Here is a 15642-nt window from a genome sequence, read left to right as displayed (position 1 = left end):
GCTGCTGGCCTCGGTTCTAGCGGGGGCCGCACCCGGGCTTGTCATGGCGCAGCCCGTGCCTTGTGCCAAGCCGGTGTTTCTGAGTTTCGACACCGGCCACATGGGCGTGGCGCCCTTGATCGCCGAGACGCTGAAGCGCTTTGATGCGCGCGCGACTTTTTTCCTCGCCAACGAGCCGACGAAAACCGGCGGCTGGACCCTGGATGATGAATGGGCGCCTTGGTGGCGAGCGCGTGTCGCCGAAGGCCATGATTTCGGGGCCCACACCTGGAACCATGACACCTGGCTGGCCGATTTACCTGAGCCGGGCCAGGCCGAGGCCAATCGCTTCAAGCTCAGCCGTGCGGCCGGAATTCAAACGCCGGTCCGGCTTGAGCTGACGGCGGAGCAATATTGCGCCAGCCTCAAGCAGGTCAGCGCGCGCTTCAGCGAGATGACGGGCCAAGCGATGGGGCCGATCTTCCGCGCGCCGGCCGGCAAGACCTCGCCGGCGCTGTTGGCGGCCGCTCAGAAATGCGGTTATGTGCATGTGGCCTGGAGCCCGGCGGGCTTTCTGGGCGACGAATTGCCGAGCGATCGTTATCCGAATGCCCAGCTGCTGGAGCGTGCGTTGAAGAACATCAAGCCGGGCGATATCTTGATGGCGCATCTGGGCATCTGGTCGCGCCAGGAGCCTTGGGCGCCGGCCGTGCTGGAGCCGCTGCTGCAAGGGCTGAAGGACAAGGGCATGTGTTTTGCGCCGCTGCGTGAGCATCCGCGCTATCGCTTGTTGTTCAAAATGGCGGGCTTGCTGCAACAAGCGCCGATGCTGAAAGATGCTTCGCATGATTGAGTTTTTGACCGACGCCTTCAGCGAGCTGCAGCAGCAATTGTTCGAGTTGCTGGTGCAGCCGCTGGTGTTCGCGCTGGGCGGCGGCAACCTGCTTGAAGACGCCTTCAGCGCCACCGGCATCTTGCTGGTGGGCATGCTGCAGATCGCGGTGATGCTGCTGGTGATCCGCAGCTTGGAGCGCTGGCGCCCGGTCGAGCCGCTCGCGGACAAGGCAGCCGTGCGCGTCGACGTGATCTACACCTTGATTCATCGCCTGGGTCTGTTCAAGCTGCTGATGTTCTTCAGCATCGACCCCCTCTGGGACGGCCTGTCCGGAGCGGCCCGCATGGCCGGCGTGCCAAGTATGCAGCTGGATGCGCTGTGGCCGGGCGTCAGCGATATCCCTTGGGTTTCCTTTTTCCTCTATCTGCTGGTGTTCGATCTGGTGAACTACTGGCTGCACCGGGGCCAGCATGCCTGGAACTGGTGGTGGGCGCTGCACGCGCTGCATCACAGCCAGCGCCAGATGACGATGTGGAGCGACAACCGCAATCATCTGCTTGACGACATGCTGCGGGATGCCGCCTTCGTCGTGCTGGCGCGCTTGATAGGCGTTGAGCCGGGGCAGTTCGTCGCGCTGGTGGCGGTTTCTCAATTGCTGGAGAGCTTGCAGCACGCCAATGTGCGGGTCTGGTTCGGGCCCTTGTTTGAGCGGGTGCTGGTCAGTCCGCGCTATCACCGCCTGCATCATTCCATCGGCATAGGCCATGAGTCCGAGGGGCGGGGCACTCTGGGCGGGCATAACTTTGCCGTGCTGTTCCCCATCTGGGACATCATCTTCGGCACCGCTAACTTCGAGCTGCGCTGGGATTCGACCGGCGTGCGGGACCAACTGCCTGACGAAGGTGGGCGCGACTATGGCCGGGGTTTTTGGGCGCAGCAATGGCTGGGTCTGGGTCGGCTGTTTGGGCGGCGCTGAAAAGGGCTGTTGGAGTCAACGAACGTGGGCCGCTAAAGGCGCGCAGCAGGGTTCAAAAGCGACGTGCCAGGAGTTCAACGGTGGCTTGGCCTGATCCGTTGGGGGCAAGTCTTGAATTTGCCTGACGAGGCATCTACGACCGCTGGCTCATCTGGCGAGCCAATGGGGTGGGAAAGTTGTCGCACCGCATACCGGAGCCGACCATGCCTATCAAGCGCATCTTGTTTCAGCCAAGTCTCGCACTGGCCTCGTTTTTCCAGTGCTACGGCACGCGAGCACAGTGCCAACAAGCCTTGTATGAAATGCGCTGCCCAAGGGTTTCGTTTGCCCTAAGTGCGCGAGCGCCGAACACCGCCGCCACGAGCGCGGCATGCGGCTTCTTTTGCAGTGCTGTCAGTGCCAACGTCAGACTAGCCTCACGGTGGGAACTGTGCTCAACGCCAGCAAGCTGCCACTGACGACTTGGTTTCTGGTCATCCACCTGCGCACGCAAAGCAAGACCGGTATGGCAGCCCTGCAACTCATGCGTGACCTTGGAGTTAGCTATCGCAGCGCTTGGCTGATCATGCACTGGCTCATGCAGGCCATATTGACCGATCTGCTATCCGACGCTCTCCGCCGCAATCCCTGGCGGGAGGTTTCCTTGCTCAAGAGGATGCCAACGGTGATATGTGCCTAATCAGGCAAATTAAAGAATTGACCCCGGCTCCGTTAATTATGAATTTTTATGATATGAATCATTGTGTGATTTTCAGAATTTGCAATATCCTCTTCGCTGGCGCTGACTTTTATGGCCAGCCACCTCCCTTCACGTGATGTTATTGAACTAACCATCCCAGTTGAGATCTCATTAAACTTCGCAATAGTCTTTGTTTGTAATTTATCATTCACTGTTAATATATCTACTCGGTCTGAGCTATTTTTATATATCCGACCATTGAAGTGGTATCGTGGCCCAGGGCGCTCGTGGTGAATTTGATATGAAACGCTTTTGGAACTGATCGGGCTTTGCTCGCACTCGCCTACGCCATTTATTGTTTTTAATAGTTTTCCTGATTTTCCAAAGATGCTTATTTTTTGGGACCAGGAATCTTCAATTGTGGGATCGTCGTAGCAAATGGAGAAATTGGAATTAAGCTCTGAAATTTGCTTTGTGTTAGCTTCCGAGGCGGGGACTCTGAATTCAGAATAGGTTTTGCAGTTGCTGTCATCTTTGTCGAATACATAAATTCGACTTCCAGAGGCGAGGAAAATAAATGGATTTTTCGGTGAAACGGCTAAAAAATCAAACTTTGTGATTTTTTTGCTTTCTAACAGACATTTTTTGAAGTTGTCAAAACTGCCGGTATCGGTGCTTATTTTTTTATATAGTTCTTTCGGGATGTCATCGCCAGTTTGGCGAAGAATGTTGCCAATATTAGGTGATCCGTCGCCTATCAGCTGGGCAAATGCCACGGAATAATAGTTGTCGATGGATTGCATTAAGATACTGCTTGGGCCTGCGTTGTGTGAAAATACTTTGAGAGGATCTGTTTTACATTGGATGCCTCCTTCTGCTATGACCTCAGTGAGCGCCAAGGTAGTGAATGACAATGTTTCAGGTTGATATGTGTCGACTCCGGTCTTATGGGCGATAACCAAAGTATTGGAGTTGACGCACCAGGATATTTTTACGTGTCCGGAATAGGTTAAAGTACCGACTTTTTCCCCATTGATGATTTTTGGTAGCGGAGCCGCGGTCGAAATGCAAAGGCTGAATATCAAGATAACAGATAATATTGCGCGTGTTTTGAAGTAATATATTGCGCGGAAATTGTTTGATTTTGTTTTCATTGATTGCCTTGCTTGTTATTAGTTGGTTTTTTCCGAAATCTCGAGACCTTGGAGTCAGGTCTTTGAATATGAAGGAGGGCAAATTCAAAGACCCCAAGACCGAGTTCGCTCGGCCTCAGCGCGGAAGCCGGCCCGGGCTTGTTTGCTGTCCTTCAGCGCGGCCTGTGCCGCTGCCAGGTCGCGCTCTTGCTCAACCTGCTCACACATGCGGTCCTGGCCCGCATGGCCGTATTGCGCCAAGGCCTGGGTCTTGAAACTGGTCGCCACATAGGCCGCCAATTGAGCTTCCCTGCGGCGCGACATCTGCGGCTCCAAGGCGCTGGCCTTGACGGGTTGAATGCCGGAGACCGTCTCGACGAAGAGGCTTTGGTTCCAGGCGCCGCGGGCAAACTTTTCGTTCAAGCGGCCGCGCAGATTGGGCACGATGGCCAAGCTCAAGCCAAAGTAAAGGGGCGGGGAGAAAGGGGCGGGGAGATCAGCACGATCAAGGTCAGGGGAGTGCTGCAGGCAAACATCACCGCGACAGAAATCACCGAGAACGCCACATCCAGCAGCAGGGTCAAGGCGTCGCCGGTCAAGAACTGGCGAATATTCTCCAGCTCGCGAATCCGCGTTATCGAGTCGCCAACCCGGAGGGCTTGAAAAATAGGCCCGCGCCCAATGCAGCAAGCGGTGGAGCAGCCGCGCACTTAACTCGATATCAATGCGGCTGGTGATGTGGCTGAACACTCTGGCCTGCAACACATTGAGCGCGCGCTCTAACAGCAGCACAACGGTCAGGCCGATGACCAGTACATCCAGGGTGCTCATCCCCTTGTGCACCAGCCCCTTCTCCATCACGAATTGAAAGAACAAGGGGCTGACCAAGGCAAGCAACTGCATGAAGAGCGAAATCATCAGCAACTCGCCGAGTCGCTTGGGGTGCTTGACGATGCTGGGCACCAAGCAGGCCAGGTCGATCTTGGCCAAGGCGCCGGCTAGGCTGGCTCGGCTGGAGAGAACCAAAAGCCGGCCATCCTTCATCTGCGCCAAGGCGGGCAGGTGAACCAGGGGCAGGCGCTCAGCCGAGCTGCGGGTGGCCTTGGCCTTCAGCCTTAGATGCCCGGCGGCGAGCAAGAGGTCCTGGCGCGCAAGCTTGCTCAAGGAGCCCAGACCCGAGTCGTGCATCAAGGCACTCGGCTCCGCTGCGACAGGGCGATGGCGAGCGATGACGGCCAAGGCGGATAGCTAAGCGAACGCTGACAGGGCAAGCTCAATGTCACCGCGACTAGCTTCGACAGCAGCCATGGCCTGTATCGGCCCTGTCTGGATTGACGCCTGACTGCCGCTCATTGGCTTGGGTGCTGCAAGCGGCTTGGCCGATCCATAGGCTTACAGGCCAGCCAATATGCATGACCGGCGCGCGTTAAATCCTTGCGGAGCAGTGATTTGCTCAAGATATTCCTCCCCTTGCTCGCAGCATGCGGCGCTCGAATTGGCGGCCGTTGAATGTGGACTGCAAGTCCTTCGAGGCGAATGATGTCGATGACCACCGAGGTGCACCATGCTGGTTTTCCCGCTCTGTAAGACTTGTCAGCTGGCGTCTAACCTTGTCTGCGACTAAGTAGGACATTGCCGAGGACCGAAGTTGGCTGACGTTGAATATGGCGAATCTACCAAGCCCGCCAGCATGCAAAGTTCGGCATCTTGTCACGCCGTAGCGCTACTATGTTAGGTGCCGTTTGATCCAGGACCATGAAACTACTCACAGAGTGAAGCTTCCATGACAAAAGAAAGACTCTTCGATCTGCTCGCCAACGGGCAATCCGATGCGCCGGCGCTGTCGGCGCCGGGCCGGGCGGCGCTTAGTTTTGCTGGCTTGCGGGCCCTGCTTGCTGATACGGTCAGCCGGCTGAATGCGCTGGGGTTGGGCCCAAATGATCGCGTCGCCATCGTCTTGAACAACGGCCCTGAGATGGCGGCTTGCTTCGTCGCCTGTGCCTGCGGGGTGGCTAGCGCGCCACTCAATCCGGGCTACCGCAGCGACGAATTCGAGTTCTACCTGAACGATTTGCAGGCGCGCGCCTTGATCGTTGAGGCCGGCAGCAACTCGCCCGCGATCGCCGTGGCCGAAAAGCTTGGCGTGGCAATTTTGCGCTTGGTCGTCGACGCCGCAGCGCCGGCCGGGGCATTCAGCCTACTCAGCCAATTGCCTGCGAAGCCCTTGGCGGCGCCGATCTGGGCCAAGCCCGACGATGTCTCGATGGTTTTACACACCTCGGGCACCACTTCGCGGCCCAAGATCGTGCCCTTGTCGCAGGCCAATTTGCTCGCTTCGGCCCGCCACATTTTGCGAAGCCTGCAATTCACATCCAGCGACTGCGGCCTCAATGTGATGCCGCTGTTTCATATCCACGGCCTGATCGCTGGGGTGTTGGCGCCGCTCGCGGCCGGCTCGCAGGTTTTTTGCACGCCCGGCTTCAATGCCTTGAAGTTCTTTGCCTGGATGGAGGAAGCCAAGCCGACCTGGTACACGGCGGTGCCGACCATGCATCAGGCCATCGTGGCCCGCGCCCGTGGGCATGCCGAGTTGATCGCTCGCCAGCCTTTGCGCTTTATGCGTTCGTCCTCCAGTTCGATGCCACCGCAGGTCATCACCGAGCTTGAGGCTGCTTTTGGTGCGCCCTTGATCGAGGCTTACGGCATGACCGAGGCGGCGCATCAGATGGCCTCTAACCCCTTGCCTCCAGGGCTGCGCAAGCCCGGGACCGTAGGTCTTGCGGCCGGGCCCGAGATCGCCATCATGGCGGCCGACGGCCAACTATTGGCGGCCGGTGGCATTGGCGAGATCGTCATTCGCGGTCCCAATGTGACGGCGGGCTACGAGAACAACCCGGCCGCCAATGCCGAGGGCTGGCGGGATGGCTGGTTTCGCACCGGCGACCAGGGGCAGCTTGATGCCGACAGTTATCTGAGCATCACCGGGCGTTTGAAAGAAATCATCAACCGTGGCGGCGAGAAGATCAGCCCAAGAGAGGTTGACGAGGTCATCATGGACCACCCTGCGGTGCAACAAGTCGTAACCTTTGGCATGCCGCACGCGAAGCTGGGCGAAGATGTCGCCGCTGCGGTGGTTTTGCGCGAGGGGGCGAGCCTGGACGAGGCGGGTTTACGTGCCTTCGTCGCGGCGCGCTTGGCCGACTTCAAGGTGCCGCGGCGGATTTTGTTCCTCGCCGAGATTCCCAAGGGCGCCACCGGCAAGTTGCAGCGCATTGGCTTGGCGGAGAAACTCGGATTGGGCGCTTGAATAACTAAGGGGGAGGGGTGACTATGCGTGGGAGAAATCGTTTCAGTGTGGGCCGCAAGCTGAGCCATTGTTTGCTCGCGGGCCTGGGCTTGTTGAGCTTCAGCCAGTCCGCCTGCGCTTGGGAGCCCACTCGCCCGGTCGAGTTGATCGTACCGGCCGGCACCGGTGGCGGCGCCGATCAGATGGCGCGCTTCGTGCAGGGCGTGGTCAGCAAGCATGGCTTGATGAAGCAGTCCATTGTGGTGGTCAACAAAAGCGGTGGCGCGGGCGCCGAGGGCTTTTTGGAGATCAAGGGCGCGAGTGGTGATCCGCACAAGCTGATCATTACGCTGTCCAATCTGTTCACGACGCCGCTGGCCACCGGCGTGCCCTTCAATTGGCGAGACCTGACCCCGGTCTCGATGCTGGCGCTGGATCAGTTCGTGCTCTGGGTCAATGCCGAATCGCCCTACAAGACCGCCAAAGACTTTATGGTGGCGCTGAAGACGCTGCCGAACAACACGCTGAAACTCGGCGGCACGGGCTCCAAGCAAGAGGACCAGATCATTGGCATGATGCTGGAGGGCGTGGCCGGCAAAAAGCTGACCTATATCCCCTACAAAGGCGGTGGTGAGGTGGCCGTGCAGTTGGTCGGTCAGCATGTCGAGGCGACGGTCAATAACCCGATCGAGGCCGAGTCGCATTGGCGCGCCGGCAAGCTGCGGGCGCTGTGCGTGTTTGATAGCGTTCCGCTGCCTTATCCGGCCAAGCTCTCGAACGGCATGTCTTGGCAGGATATTCCCAGCTGCGCGGCGGCCGGCGTTCCGGTCGAGTACCTGATGCTGCGCGGCATTTTCATGGCGCCCGGTGTTGCCAAAGAACAGCAGGCCTTTTATCTGGATCTTTTCAACAAGGTGCGCGCGACGCCCGAGTGGCGCGGCTTTATGGAGAAGGGGGCATTTCGTCAGACCGCCTTGAGCGGCGATGCCTATGTAGATTGGCTGGGCAAGAATGAACAGATGCATCGGCAGCTGATGAAGCAAGCCGGTTTCCTGGCTCAATAGCCGCACCTAGCGCGAACGGAACAATCATGCTGACTATTCATCGAACGGCCCTGCTTGCTTGCGCAATGGCGCTGTCTGCCCCTGCGGCTTGGGCCTGGGAGCCGACCGCCCCGGTGGAGTTGGTGGTGCCGGCCGGCAAGGGCGGCGGTGCCGATCAAATGGCGCGGTTCATGCAGGAGCTGGTCACCAAGCATGGCTTGATGAAGCAGCCCTTGCAGGTCGTCAACAAGACCGGCGATTCGGGCGCCGAGGGCCTGCTGGACACCAAGGCGGCGGTTGCCAATCCGCACAAATTGCTGATTAGCTTGTCGAATCTGTTCACCATTCCGCTCGCCACCGGGGTTGATTTTTCATGGCAAGACATTACCCCGGTGTCCATGTTGGCGCTCGACCAGTTCGTCTTGTGGGTGAATGCCGAGTCGCCCTATCAAACCGCCGAGCAATTGCTGGAGGCCTTGCGCAGCCGCCCGCCGGGCAGCTTCAAGCTGGGCGGCACCGGCAGCAAGCAAGAGGATCAGTTGATCGGCGTCCTGCTGGAGACGGCCGCTACAACGCGCATTCAATATGTCGCCTTGAAGGGCGGCGGTGATGTGGCCAAGGCCTTGGCTGCATCCGAAGTGGATTTGACGGTCAACAACCCGATCGAGGCCGAGGGGCTCTGGCGCGCTGGCAAGGTGAGACCGCTGTGCGTGTTTGATGGCGCGCCGATGAAGTACCCGGCCAAGCTCTCGAATGGCCGAAGCTGGGCCGAAATTCCGACCTGCATGTCGGCCAAGATCCCGGTCTCCTACCTGATGCTGCGCGGCATTTTCATGGCGCCGCAGGTCAGCGCCGAGCAGCGTGCTTTTTATGTGCGTTTGTTCGAGAAGCTGCGAGGCTTGCCCGAATGGCGCGCCTTTATGGCCCAAGGAGCCTTCAATCCGACCAGCATGAGCGGGGCTCCGTTTGACAAATGGTTGGACCAGACCGCGCATTTCCATCTGGTGCTGATGCGCGAAGCCAAGTTCAAGGCGCATTGAGCGATGAGCGCGGAGCTAGAGAAAAAGCAAGCGCCGGCGCTTGCCACGCGCTGGGTCGAACTGGGTGTTGCCGGCTTGTTGCTGGTGCTGGCTGTTTTGGTGATTGTGGACAGCTTGCGGGTCGGTCGCGGCTGGGCCGATGACGGGCCGCGTGCCGGCTACTTTCCTTTTTATATTGGCATCGGTTTGGCCTTTGTCAGCGGCCTGTTGATCTTGCAGCAATTGCTGCGTTGGCGCGCCGACAGCCGTGTTTTCGTCAAACCCGCAGAGGCCGCCGGCGTCTGGGCAGTGTTCTGGCCGATGCTGATTTACGTCGGCTTGATTCAGGGCTTGGGCATCTATGTCGCCTCGGCCCTATTGCTGGTTTTCTTCATGCGCCTTCACGGCGGTTACGCCTGGTGGAAGGCGCTGTTGCTGGCGCCGGTGATGTCCGTGATCTTGTTTTTTGTTTTTGAATTGCGCTTTATGGTGCCGCTGCCCAAAGGTCCGCTCGAACAATTTTTGGGCTTTTGAGTTATCTAGCCCAAGGCAAGAACGCCCAAAAAAGGCTTATTGATGGAAGACTTCGGCAACTTGATGCAAGGCTTTGGCGTGGCCATGAGTCTGCCCAACCTAGGCTATATGTTGATCGGTATTACGCTCGGCGTGCTGATCGGTGTGTTGCCCGGTCTGGGCGGCGCCAATGGCGTGGCGATTTTGTTGCCGCTGACCTTCACGATGGCGCCGACCTCGGCCATCATCATGCTGTCCTGCATTTACTGGGGCGCCTTGTTTGGCGGCGCCATCACATCGATTCTGTTCAATATCCCCGGTGAGCCCTGGTCGGTGGCGACTACCTTTGATGGCTATCCGATGGCGCGCGACGGCCGCGCCGCGCAGGCGCTGGCCACCGCCTTCACCTCATCCTTTGTCGGCGCCTTGTTCGCGGTGATCTTGATCACGTTTTTGGCGCCGCTGCTGGCGCGTTTTGCGCTGAACTTTGGCCCGGCGCAGATGTTTGCCGTGCAGTTTCTGACCTTCTGCAGCTTCGTCGGCATGAGCCGCGAGCCGCCGCTGCGCACGCTGGCGGCGATGCTGCTCGGCTTTGCGCTGGCCACGGTCGGCATGGATACCGTCAGCGGGCAGTTGCGCATGACCTACGGCACGACGGTGCTGCTGAAGGGGTTTGATTTTCTGATTGCCGTCATCGGCCTGTTCGGCATCGGTGAAATTCTGCTGACGATGGAGGAGGGCCTGGCCTTCAAAGGGCAGAGCGCCCATATCAATCCGCGCGTGGTCTGGCAGACCTGGGGCCAGCTGCTCAAGCATTGGCGAGTCTTCTTGCGCAGCACCTTGATCGGCTGCTGGATGGGCATCACTCCCGGCGGCGCGACACCCGCTTCCTTCATGAGTTATGGCATGGCGAGGCGATTCTCCAAACATCCCGAAAAGTTCGGCAAGGGTGCGATTGAAGGCGTGATCGCGCCTGAGACGGCCGCCCATGCCGCCGGCACCGCCGCCTTGTTGCCGATGCTAACGCTGGGCATCCCCGGTTCGCCGACCGCCGCCGTGTTGCTGGGCGGCTTGCTGATTTGGGGCCTGCAGCCCGGCCCGATGCTTTTTGTCGAGCAAAAGGAATTCGTCTGGGGCCTGATCGCGTCGATGTATCTGGGCAATCTGGTCGGCCTGCTTGTGGTGCTGACGACGGTGCCGTTCTGGGCCGCCATCCTGCGCATCCCTTTCTCGCTGGTGGCGCCGCTGATCATCGTCTTGTGCGCGGTCGGCGCCTACACCGTGCACAGCTCGATGTTTGACGTCGGCATGATGCTGGTGTTCGGGGTGATGGGTTATTTGTTCAAGAAGCTGCGTTACCCGCTGGCGCCGCTGGTGTTGGCCTTGGTGCTCGGCGATATGGCGGAAACCAATTTCCGCCAATCGATGTTGTCTTCGCAGGGTAGCTTGGCGATTTTCTGGTCGGGTCCGCTGGTTGCTACCTTGATGAGTCTGGCCCTGCTGCTGCTGTGCTGGCCTTTGTTGGGGCTGCTGCGCGAGCGGCTGCGCCGGCGTGAAATAGAAGCCGACAGCAAGCTGGGGCCCGCCAGCCGTTTGGAGCGAGAAAAGCAATGAAGTTCGCCGTTGTTGGAGCCGGTGCGATCGGCGGTCTTTTGGGCAGCCGCTTGTCGCTGGCGGGTGAGGAGGTGGTCTTCATCGCCCGCAATCAGAATTTGGCGGCGATTCAGCGCAATGGCTTTCGCCTGCTGCTGGAGGACGGCAGCGAACTGCATGCCAGGCAAGCGCGGGCGGTGCAGAGCATGGCCGAGGCCGGGCCGCAAGACGTGGTGCTTTTGACGCTCAAGGCGCATCAGGTCAGCGAGGTTTTGCCCGATTTGCGCGCCTTGTTCGGGCCGCAGACCTTGCTCGTCAGCATGATCAACGGCCTGCCCTGGTGGTACTTCCAGAAATCGGGCGGCGCGTATGAGGGCCGCAGCCTCGAGAGCGTGGATCCCGGTGGCCTGATCGCCTCGCAGATCGAGGCCGAGCGAATCATCGGCAGCGTGGTCTACCCGGCGGCCGAGCTGATCGAGCCCGGCGTGGTGCGGCTGATCGAAGGCAATCGCTTCTCGCTCGGTGAGTTGGACGCGAGCCTCGGCAACCCGCGGACTCCGCGCATCGAGGCCTTGTCGCAAGCGCTGATGCGGGCCGGCTTCAAGGCCCCCGTCTCCAAAGACATTCGCAGCGAGTTGTGGGTCAAGCTCTGGGGCAATCTGTGCTTCAACCCGATCTCGGCGCTCAGCCATGCGACGCTCGAAGACATCTGCCGCTTTGGGCCGACCCGCGAGTTGGCCGCGGCCATGATGGCCGAGGCGCAGACGCTGGCAGAGAAGTTGGGCGTTACGTTCAAGGTCAGCATCGAGCAACGTATTGCCGGCGCCGAGGCGGTCGGCGCGCATAAGACCTCGATGCTGCAAGACCTGGAGCGAGGCCGTGCGCTGGAGCTGGAGGCGCTGGTCGGCTCGGTTTTGGAGTTAGGCCGCATCACCAACACGCCGACGCCCCATATCGGGGCCATCTACGCCGTCACCGCGCTGCTGGCGCAGACTCAAGCCAGCCTGAACAAGCCTCGCTAAGATCGCAGTCTTTGTAGTGGGTGAGGGTAGCAATAGATGGTCAATTCCATGAGTCGGGTCGGCGATGCGTTCTGGCGCGCCGCTGCCTATTGCCTGCATCCAAGGGTGATGTTGTTATCGCTCTTGCCCTTGGTCTTGATGGCCGGCCTGGCATTTGGCCTGGGCTACTATTTTTGGGAAGCTGCGGTCGACGGTGTGCGGGCCAGCCTGAGCAACTGGCGTTTGGTCGAGTCGCTGCTGGGCTGGCTGGATCACTTTGGCTTCGGGGGCTTGCGCTCGGTGCTGGCGCCGCTCTTGGTCTTGGCGCTGGCGCTGCCGGTGATCGTGGTGATGAGTCTGCTCTTGGTCGCCTTGTTGATGACGCCGAGCTTGGTCCAGTTGGTCGCGAATCGTCGTTTTGCCGGGCTCGAGCGCAAGCAGGGTGGGTCCTGGTGGCGCTCTTTGGGCTGGTCACTCGGGCATGTGTCTTTGGCGCTGATGGCGCTTTTGATCAGCATGCCGTTTTGGCTGATCCCGCCCTTGGTGCTGATCTTGCCGCCCTTGATCTGGGGTTGGCTGGGCTATAAGGTGTTCACATTTGACGCCTTGGCCGAACATGCGTCGGTGGCCGAGCGGCGCCAATTGATGCGTCAGCATCGCCTACCCTTGATGATCTTGGGGCTGGTCACCGGCTATCTGGGCGCAGCCCCCGCTGCGATCTGGGCCTTTGGCGTGATGGCGCTGGCGCTTGCGCCGTTTTTGATCCTGGCCTCGATCTGGCTCTATACCTTGGTGTTTGCATTTTCTACCCTGTGGTTTACGCATTACTCACTGGCCGCCTTGCAGCAGATGCGTGAGCTTCGCGCGGCTCAGCGAGGGGCAGCGGCCCAGCCCGACCTCCCCACGGTGGACGAACTCTTGCAGCCGGCGCCACCGTCACTTTTCTCCTCTTTGTGAATATGAATATGAAAATCGGCTTGATCATCATTGGAGATGAAATCCTCTCCGGCAAACGCCAGGACAAGCACCTCGTCAAGTTCATCGAGCTGTTGGCCGCGCGCGGCATGAGTCTGGACTGGGCGCAATACCTGGGCGATGACCGCGAGCATCTGATTGCGCAGCTGAAGTTGGCCTTTGCCAGCGGCGATCTGGTGTTCTGTTGCGGCGGCATTGGCGCCACGCCGGATGACCACACCCGCCAGGCCGCCGCTGCGGCGCTGGGGCGCGAGCTGAGCTTGCACCCGCAGGCACGCGAGCTGATCTGGCAGCGCATCAGCGAGATGGCGCAGGAAAAAGGGGAGACAGCCGACCCCGACCAGCCCGACACCTTGCGGCGGCTGGAGATGGGCATGTTCCCTGCTGGCGCCGAGATCATTCCCAACGCCTTCAACAGAATTCCCGGCTTTTCGGTCGGCACGGTCTACTTTGCGCCCGGCTTCCCGGTGATGGCGCATCCGATGATGGAATGGGTGCTCGACCAGCGCCACGCCGACCTGCACCGGGCCCTTGGGCGACTGGAGCTGTCGATGATTGTGCAGAGCACGATGGAGTCGATGTTGACGCCGCTGATGGAGACCGTCGAGGCCGAATTTCCCGGCATCAAGGTGTTCAGCCTGCCCAGCGTCGACCATCCCGAATGGGGTCGGCATATCGAGTTGGGAGTGAAGGGCGACGCGGCCCAGCTGGATGCCGCCTATGCCGCACTCAAACAAGGCGTGCTTCAAACTGGTGCCTCAATCGGCACCGAATTGGTGCGTTAAAGTGTTTGAAGGCGCACCTTTTTGGTGAGTTTGCGGCCCAATATCTGCTGCTTTGCTTGTTCTATCGCTGAGCTGTCGCTGATAATCCGGCAGCATTTCGCTTGTGCTCGGTCTTGGTGCCCTTGCTTGCCCTTGTTGGTGGCTCCTGCGCTCTGGCTGGCACACAAAATGCTTAGTAGTGAATGCGTCGCTTGAGTGTGAACCCGAGTGCCGACCGAATTTTTCGAGTCCCGAGTAAACAAATTTCCCCCCGCTAGCTAGGAGTTTTTTGATGGCCAAGACCGTTGCCGACGTGATGAAGATGGTGAAAGAGAACGAGGTCAAGTTTGTTGACTTCCGTTTCACCGATACCCGTGGCAAGGAGCACCATGTGTCCGTGCCGGTGTCCCATTTTGATGAAGACAAGTTCATCTCCGGCCATGCGTTTGACGGCTCGTCGATCGGCGGCTGGAAGGGCATCGAAGCCTCGGACATGCTCTTGATGCCCGATCCGAATACCGCCAATATCGACCCCTTTTTTGAAGAGCCGACGCTGATCCTGAGCTGCGACGTGGTTGAGCCGGGTGATGGCAAGGCTTACGAGCGTGACCCGCGCTCTTTGGCCAAGCGCGCCGAAGCCTACCTGAAGTCTTCCGGCCTGGGCGACGCCGCCTACTTCGGCCCCGAGCCAGAGTTCTTCATCTTCGACAGCATCCGCTGGAACATCGACATGTCCGGCTGCTTCGTGAAGATCGATTCCGAAGAAGCGTCGTGGAACACCGGCAAGGACTACGAGCACGGCAACAAGGGCTATCGCCCGGCCGTCAAGGGTGGTTACTTCCCCGTGCCGCCGGTTGATTCGGGCCAGGACATGCGCTCGGAAATGTGCTTGATTCTTGAGCAACTGGGCATCCCGGTTGAAGTGCATCACCATGAAGTGGCGAACGCCGGCCAGATGGAAATCGGCACGCGTTTCTCGACCCTGGTCGAGCGCGCCGACTGGTTGCAGCTGCAGAAGTACGTGATCGCCAATGTGGCGCATGCCTATGGCAAGACCGCGACCTTCATGCCAAAGCCCATCGTTGGCGACAACGGTTCCGGCATGCATGTGCACCAGTCGATCTGGAAAGACGGCAAGAACCTGTTCGCAGGCGACGGCTACGGCGGCCTGAGCGACTTCGCGCTCTACTACATCGGCGGCATCATCAAGCACGCCCGTGCCCTGAACGCGATCACCAACCCCGGCACCAACAGCTACAAGCGCCTGGTGCCTGGCTATGAGGCGCCCGTCAAGCTGGCTTATAGCGCGCGCAACCGCTCGGCTTCGATCCGCATTCCTTATGTGGCTAACCCCAAGGGTCGCCGTATCGAGGCCCGCTTCCCCGATCCATTGGCCAACCCCTATCTGTGCTTCGCGGCACTGATGATGGCCGGTCTGGACGGCGTCGAAAACAAGATCCATCCGGGCGAGGCCGCCACCAAGGATCTGTACCATTTGCCGCCTGAAGAAGACGCATTGGTGCCAACCGTTTGCCACAGCCTGGACCAAGCGCTCGAGTGTCTGGACAAGGACCGTGCCTTCCTGACCAAGGGCGGCGTGTTCACCGACTCCTATATCGATGCCTATATCGAGCTGAAGATGCAGGAAGTGCAGCGCATGCGCATGACCACGCATCCGGTCGAGTTCGATATGTACTACACGCTCTGATGGTCAACAGCGGCGTGCGTGAACATCACGTTACGTCGCTCGTTGCCTGCGCTTTGTTGGAGGGACGGCTGCGGCCGTCCCTTTTCTTTTGCTATCGTTTTTGCGATTGCTTTTGCGACCGGGCGCGCCGGCTTGCGC

14 protein-coding genes are annotated in these 15642 nt (G+C 59.6%); 12 read left to right on the top strand and 2 right to left on the bottom strand.

All coding sequences use genetic code 11. From position 1 onward, the window contains the following. Positions 1-43 precede the first annotated feature (43 nt). From LNV07_RS13645 to LNV07_RS13635, 3 genes are all read left to right on the top strand, one after another. Positions 44-832: a polysaccharide deacetylase family protein gene (locus tag LNV07_RS13645; RefSeq protein WP_263571716.1), complete on the top strand. Its 789-nt coding sequence runs from the start codon at positions 44-46 to the stop codon at positions 830-832. Further along, entirely contained in the window at positions 825-1790 is a 966-nt protein-coding gene (locus LNV07_RS13640) for a sterol desaturase family protein (RefSeq protein WP_263571715.1), read from the top strand. The genes LNV07_RS13645 and LNV07_RS13640 overlap by 8 nt, the downstream gene beginning before the upstream one ends. A gap of 421 nt (positions 1791-2211) precedes the next feature. Continuing rightward, positions 2212-2469 (top strand): hypothetical protein, encoded by a 258-nt coding sequence (locus LNV07_RS13635; RefSeq protein WP_263571714.1) that lies wholly within the window; start codon positions 2212-2214, stop codon positions 2467-2469. Between the two features lie 32 nt (positions 2470-2501). Here the strand turns inward: LNV07_RS13635 and LNV07_RS13630 are convergent, their stop codons facing one another. Both LNV07_RS13630 and LNV07_RS25640 read right to left on the bottom strand, forming a co-directional pair. Next, positions 2502-3623, bottom strand: a complete 1122-nt coding sequence (locus LNV07_RS13630; protein ID WP_263571713.1) for a hypothetical protein — start codon at positions 3621-3623, stop codon at positions 2502-2504. An 84-nt stretch (positions 3624-3707) separates the two neighbouring features. After that, entirely contained in the window at positions 3708-4841 is a 1134-nt protein-coding gene (locus LNV07_RS25640; RefSeq protein ID WP_458296242.1) for an ABC transporter transmembrane domain-containing protein, read from the bottom strand. A 544-nt stretch (positions 4842-5385) separates the two neighbouring features. On the opposite strand from LNV07_RS25640, the gene LNV07_RS13615 reads away from it, so the two are divergent. The 9 genes from LNV07_RS13615 to glnA all read left to right on the top strand — a co-directional run bounded on the left by LNV07_RS13615 (position 5386) and on the right by glnA (position 15504). Further along, entirely contained in the window at positions 5386-6909 is a 1524-nt protein-coding gene (locus LNV07_RS13615; RefSeq protein ID WP_263571712.1) for an acyl--CoA ligase, read from the top strand. A gap of 23 nt (positions 6910-6932) precedes the next feature. Next, positions 6933-7952 (top strand): Bug family tripartite tricarboxylate transporter substrate binding protein, encoded by a 1020-nt coding sequence (locus LNV07_RS13610; RefSeq protein WP_263571711.1) that lies wholly within the window; start codon positions 6933-6935, stop codon positions 7950-7952. Positions 7953-7978: 26 nt separating this feature from the next. Next, positions 7979-8971, top strand: coding sequence for a Bug family tripartite tricarboxylate transporter substrate binding protein (locus LNV07_RS13605; RefSeq protein ID WP_263571710.1), 993 nt, complete (start codon positions 7979-7981; stop codon positions 8969-8971). A 3-nt stretch (positions 8972-8974) separates the two neighbouring features. After that, positions 8975-9484, top strand: a complete 510-nt coding sequence (locus LNV07_RS13600) for a tripartite tricarboxylate transporter TctB family protein (protein WP_263571709.1) — start codon at positions 8975-8977, stop codon at positions 9482-9484. A gap of 42 nt (positions 9485-9526) precedes the next feature. Next, entirely contained in the window at positions 9527-11077 is a 1551-nt protein-coding gene (locus LNV07_RS13595; RefSeq protein ID WP_263571708.1) for a tripartite tricarboxylate transporter permease, read from the top strand. Next, positions 11074-12078, top strand: coding sequence for a 2-dehydropantoate 2-reductase (locus LNV07_RS13590; protein ID WP_263571707.1), 1005 nt, complete (start codon positions 11074-11076; stop codon positions 12076-12078). The genes LNV07_RS13595 and LNV07_RS13590 overlap by 4 nt, the downstream gene beginning before the upstream one ends. Positions 12079-12126: 48 nt before the next feature. After that, positions 12127-13014, top strand: coding sequence for an EI24 domain-containing protein (locus tag LNV07_RS13585; protein WP_263571706.1), 888 nt, complete (start codon positions 12127-12129; stop codon positions 13012-13014). A gap of 8 nt (positions 13015-13022) precedes the next feature. Continuing rightward, a complete protein-coding gene (locus tag LNV07_RS13580; protein ID WP_263572065.1) occupies positions 13023-13817 on the top strand; it encodes a competence/damage-inducible protein A in 795 nt (264 codons plus the stop codon). Positions 13818-14088: 271 nt separating this feature from the next. Further along, the gene (glnA, locus tag LNV07_RS13575) at positions 14089-15504 is read left to right on the top strand and encodes a type I glutamate--ammonia ligase (protein ID WP_263571705.1); all 1416 of its coding nucleotides are present in this window, start codon (positions 14089-14091) and stop codon (positions 15502-15504) included. Positions 15505-15642 lie beyond the last annotated feature (138 nt).

It is taken from the genome of Roseateles oligotrophus, from assembly GCF_025717515.1.
Classification (GTDB): Bacteria; Pseudomonadota; Gammaproteobacteria; order Burkholderiales; family Burkholderiaceae_C; genus Paucibacter_A; species Paucibacter_A oligotrophus.
This window is presented reverse-complemented; position numbering and strand designations above follow the sequence as displayed.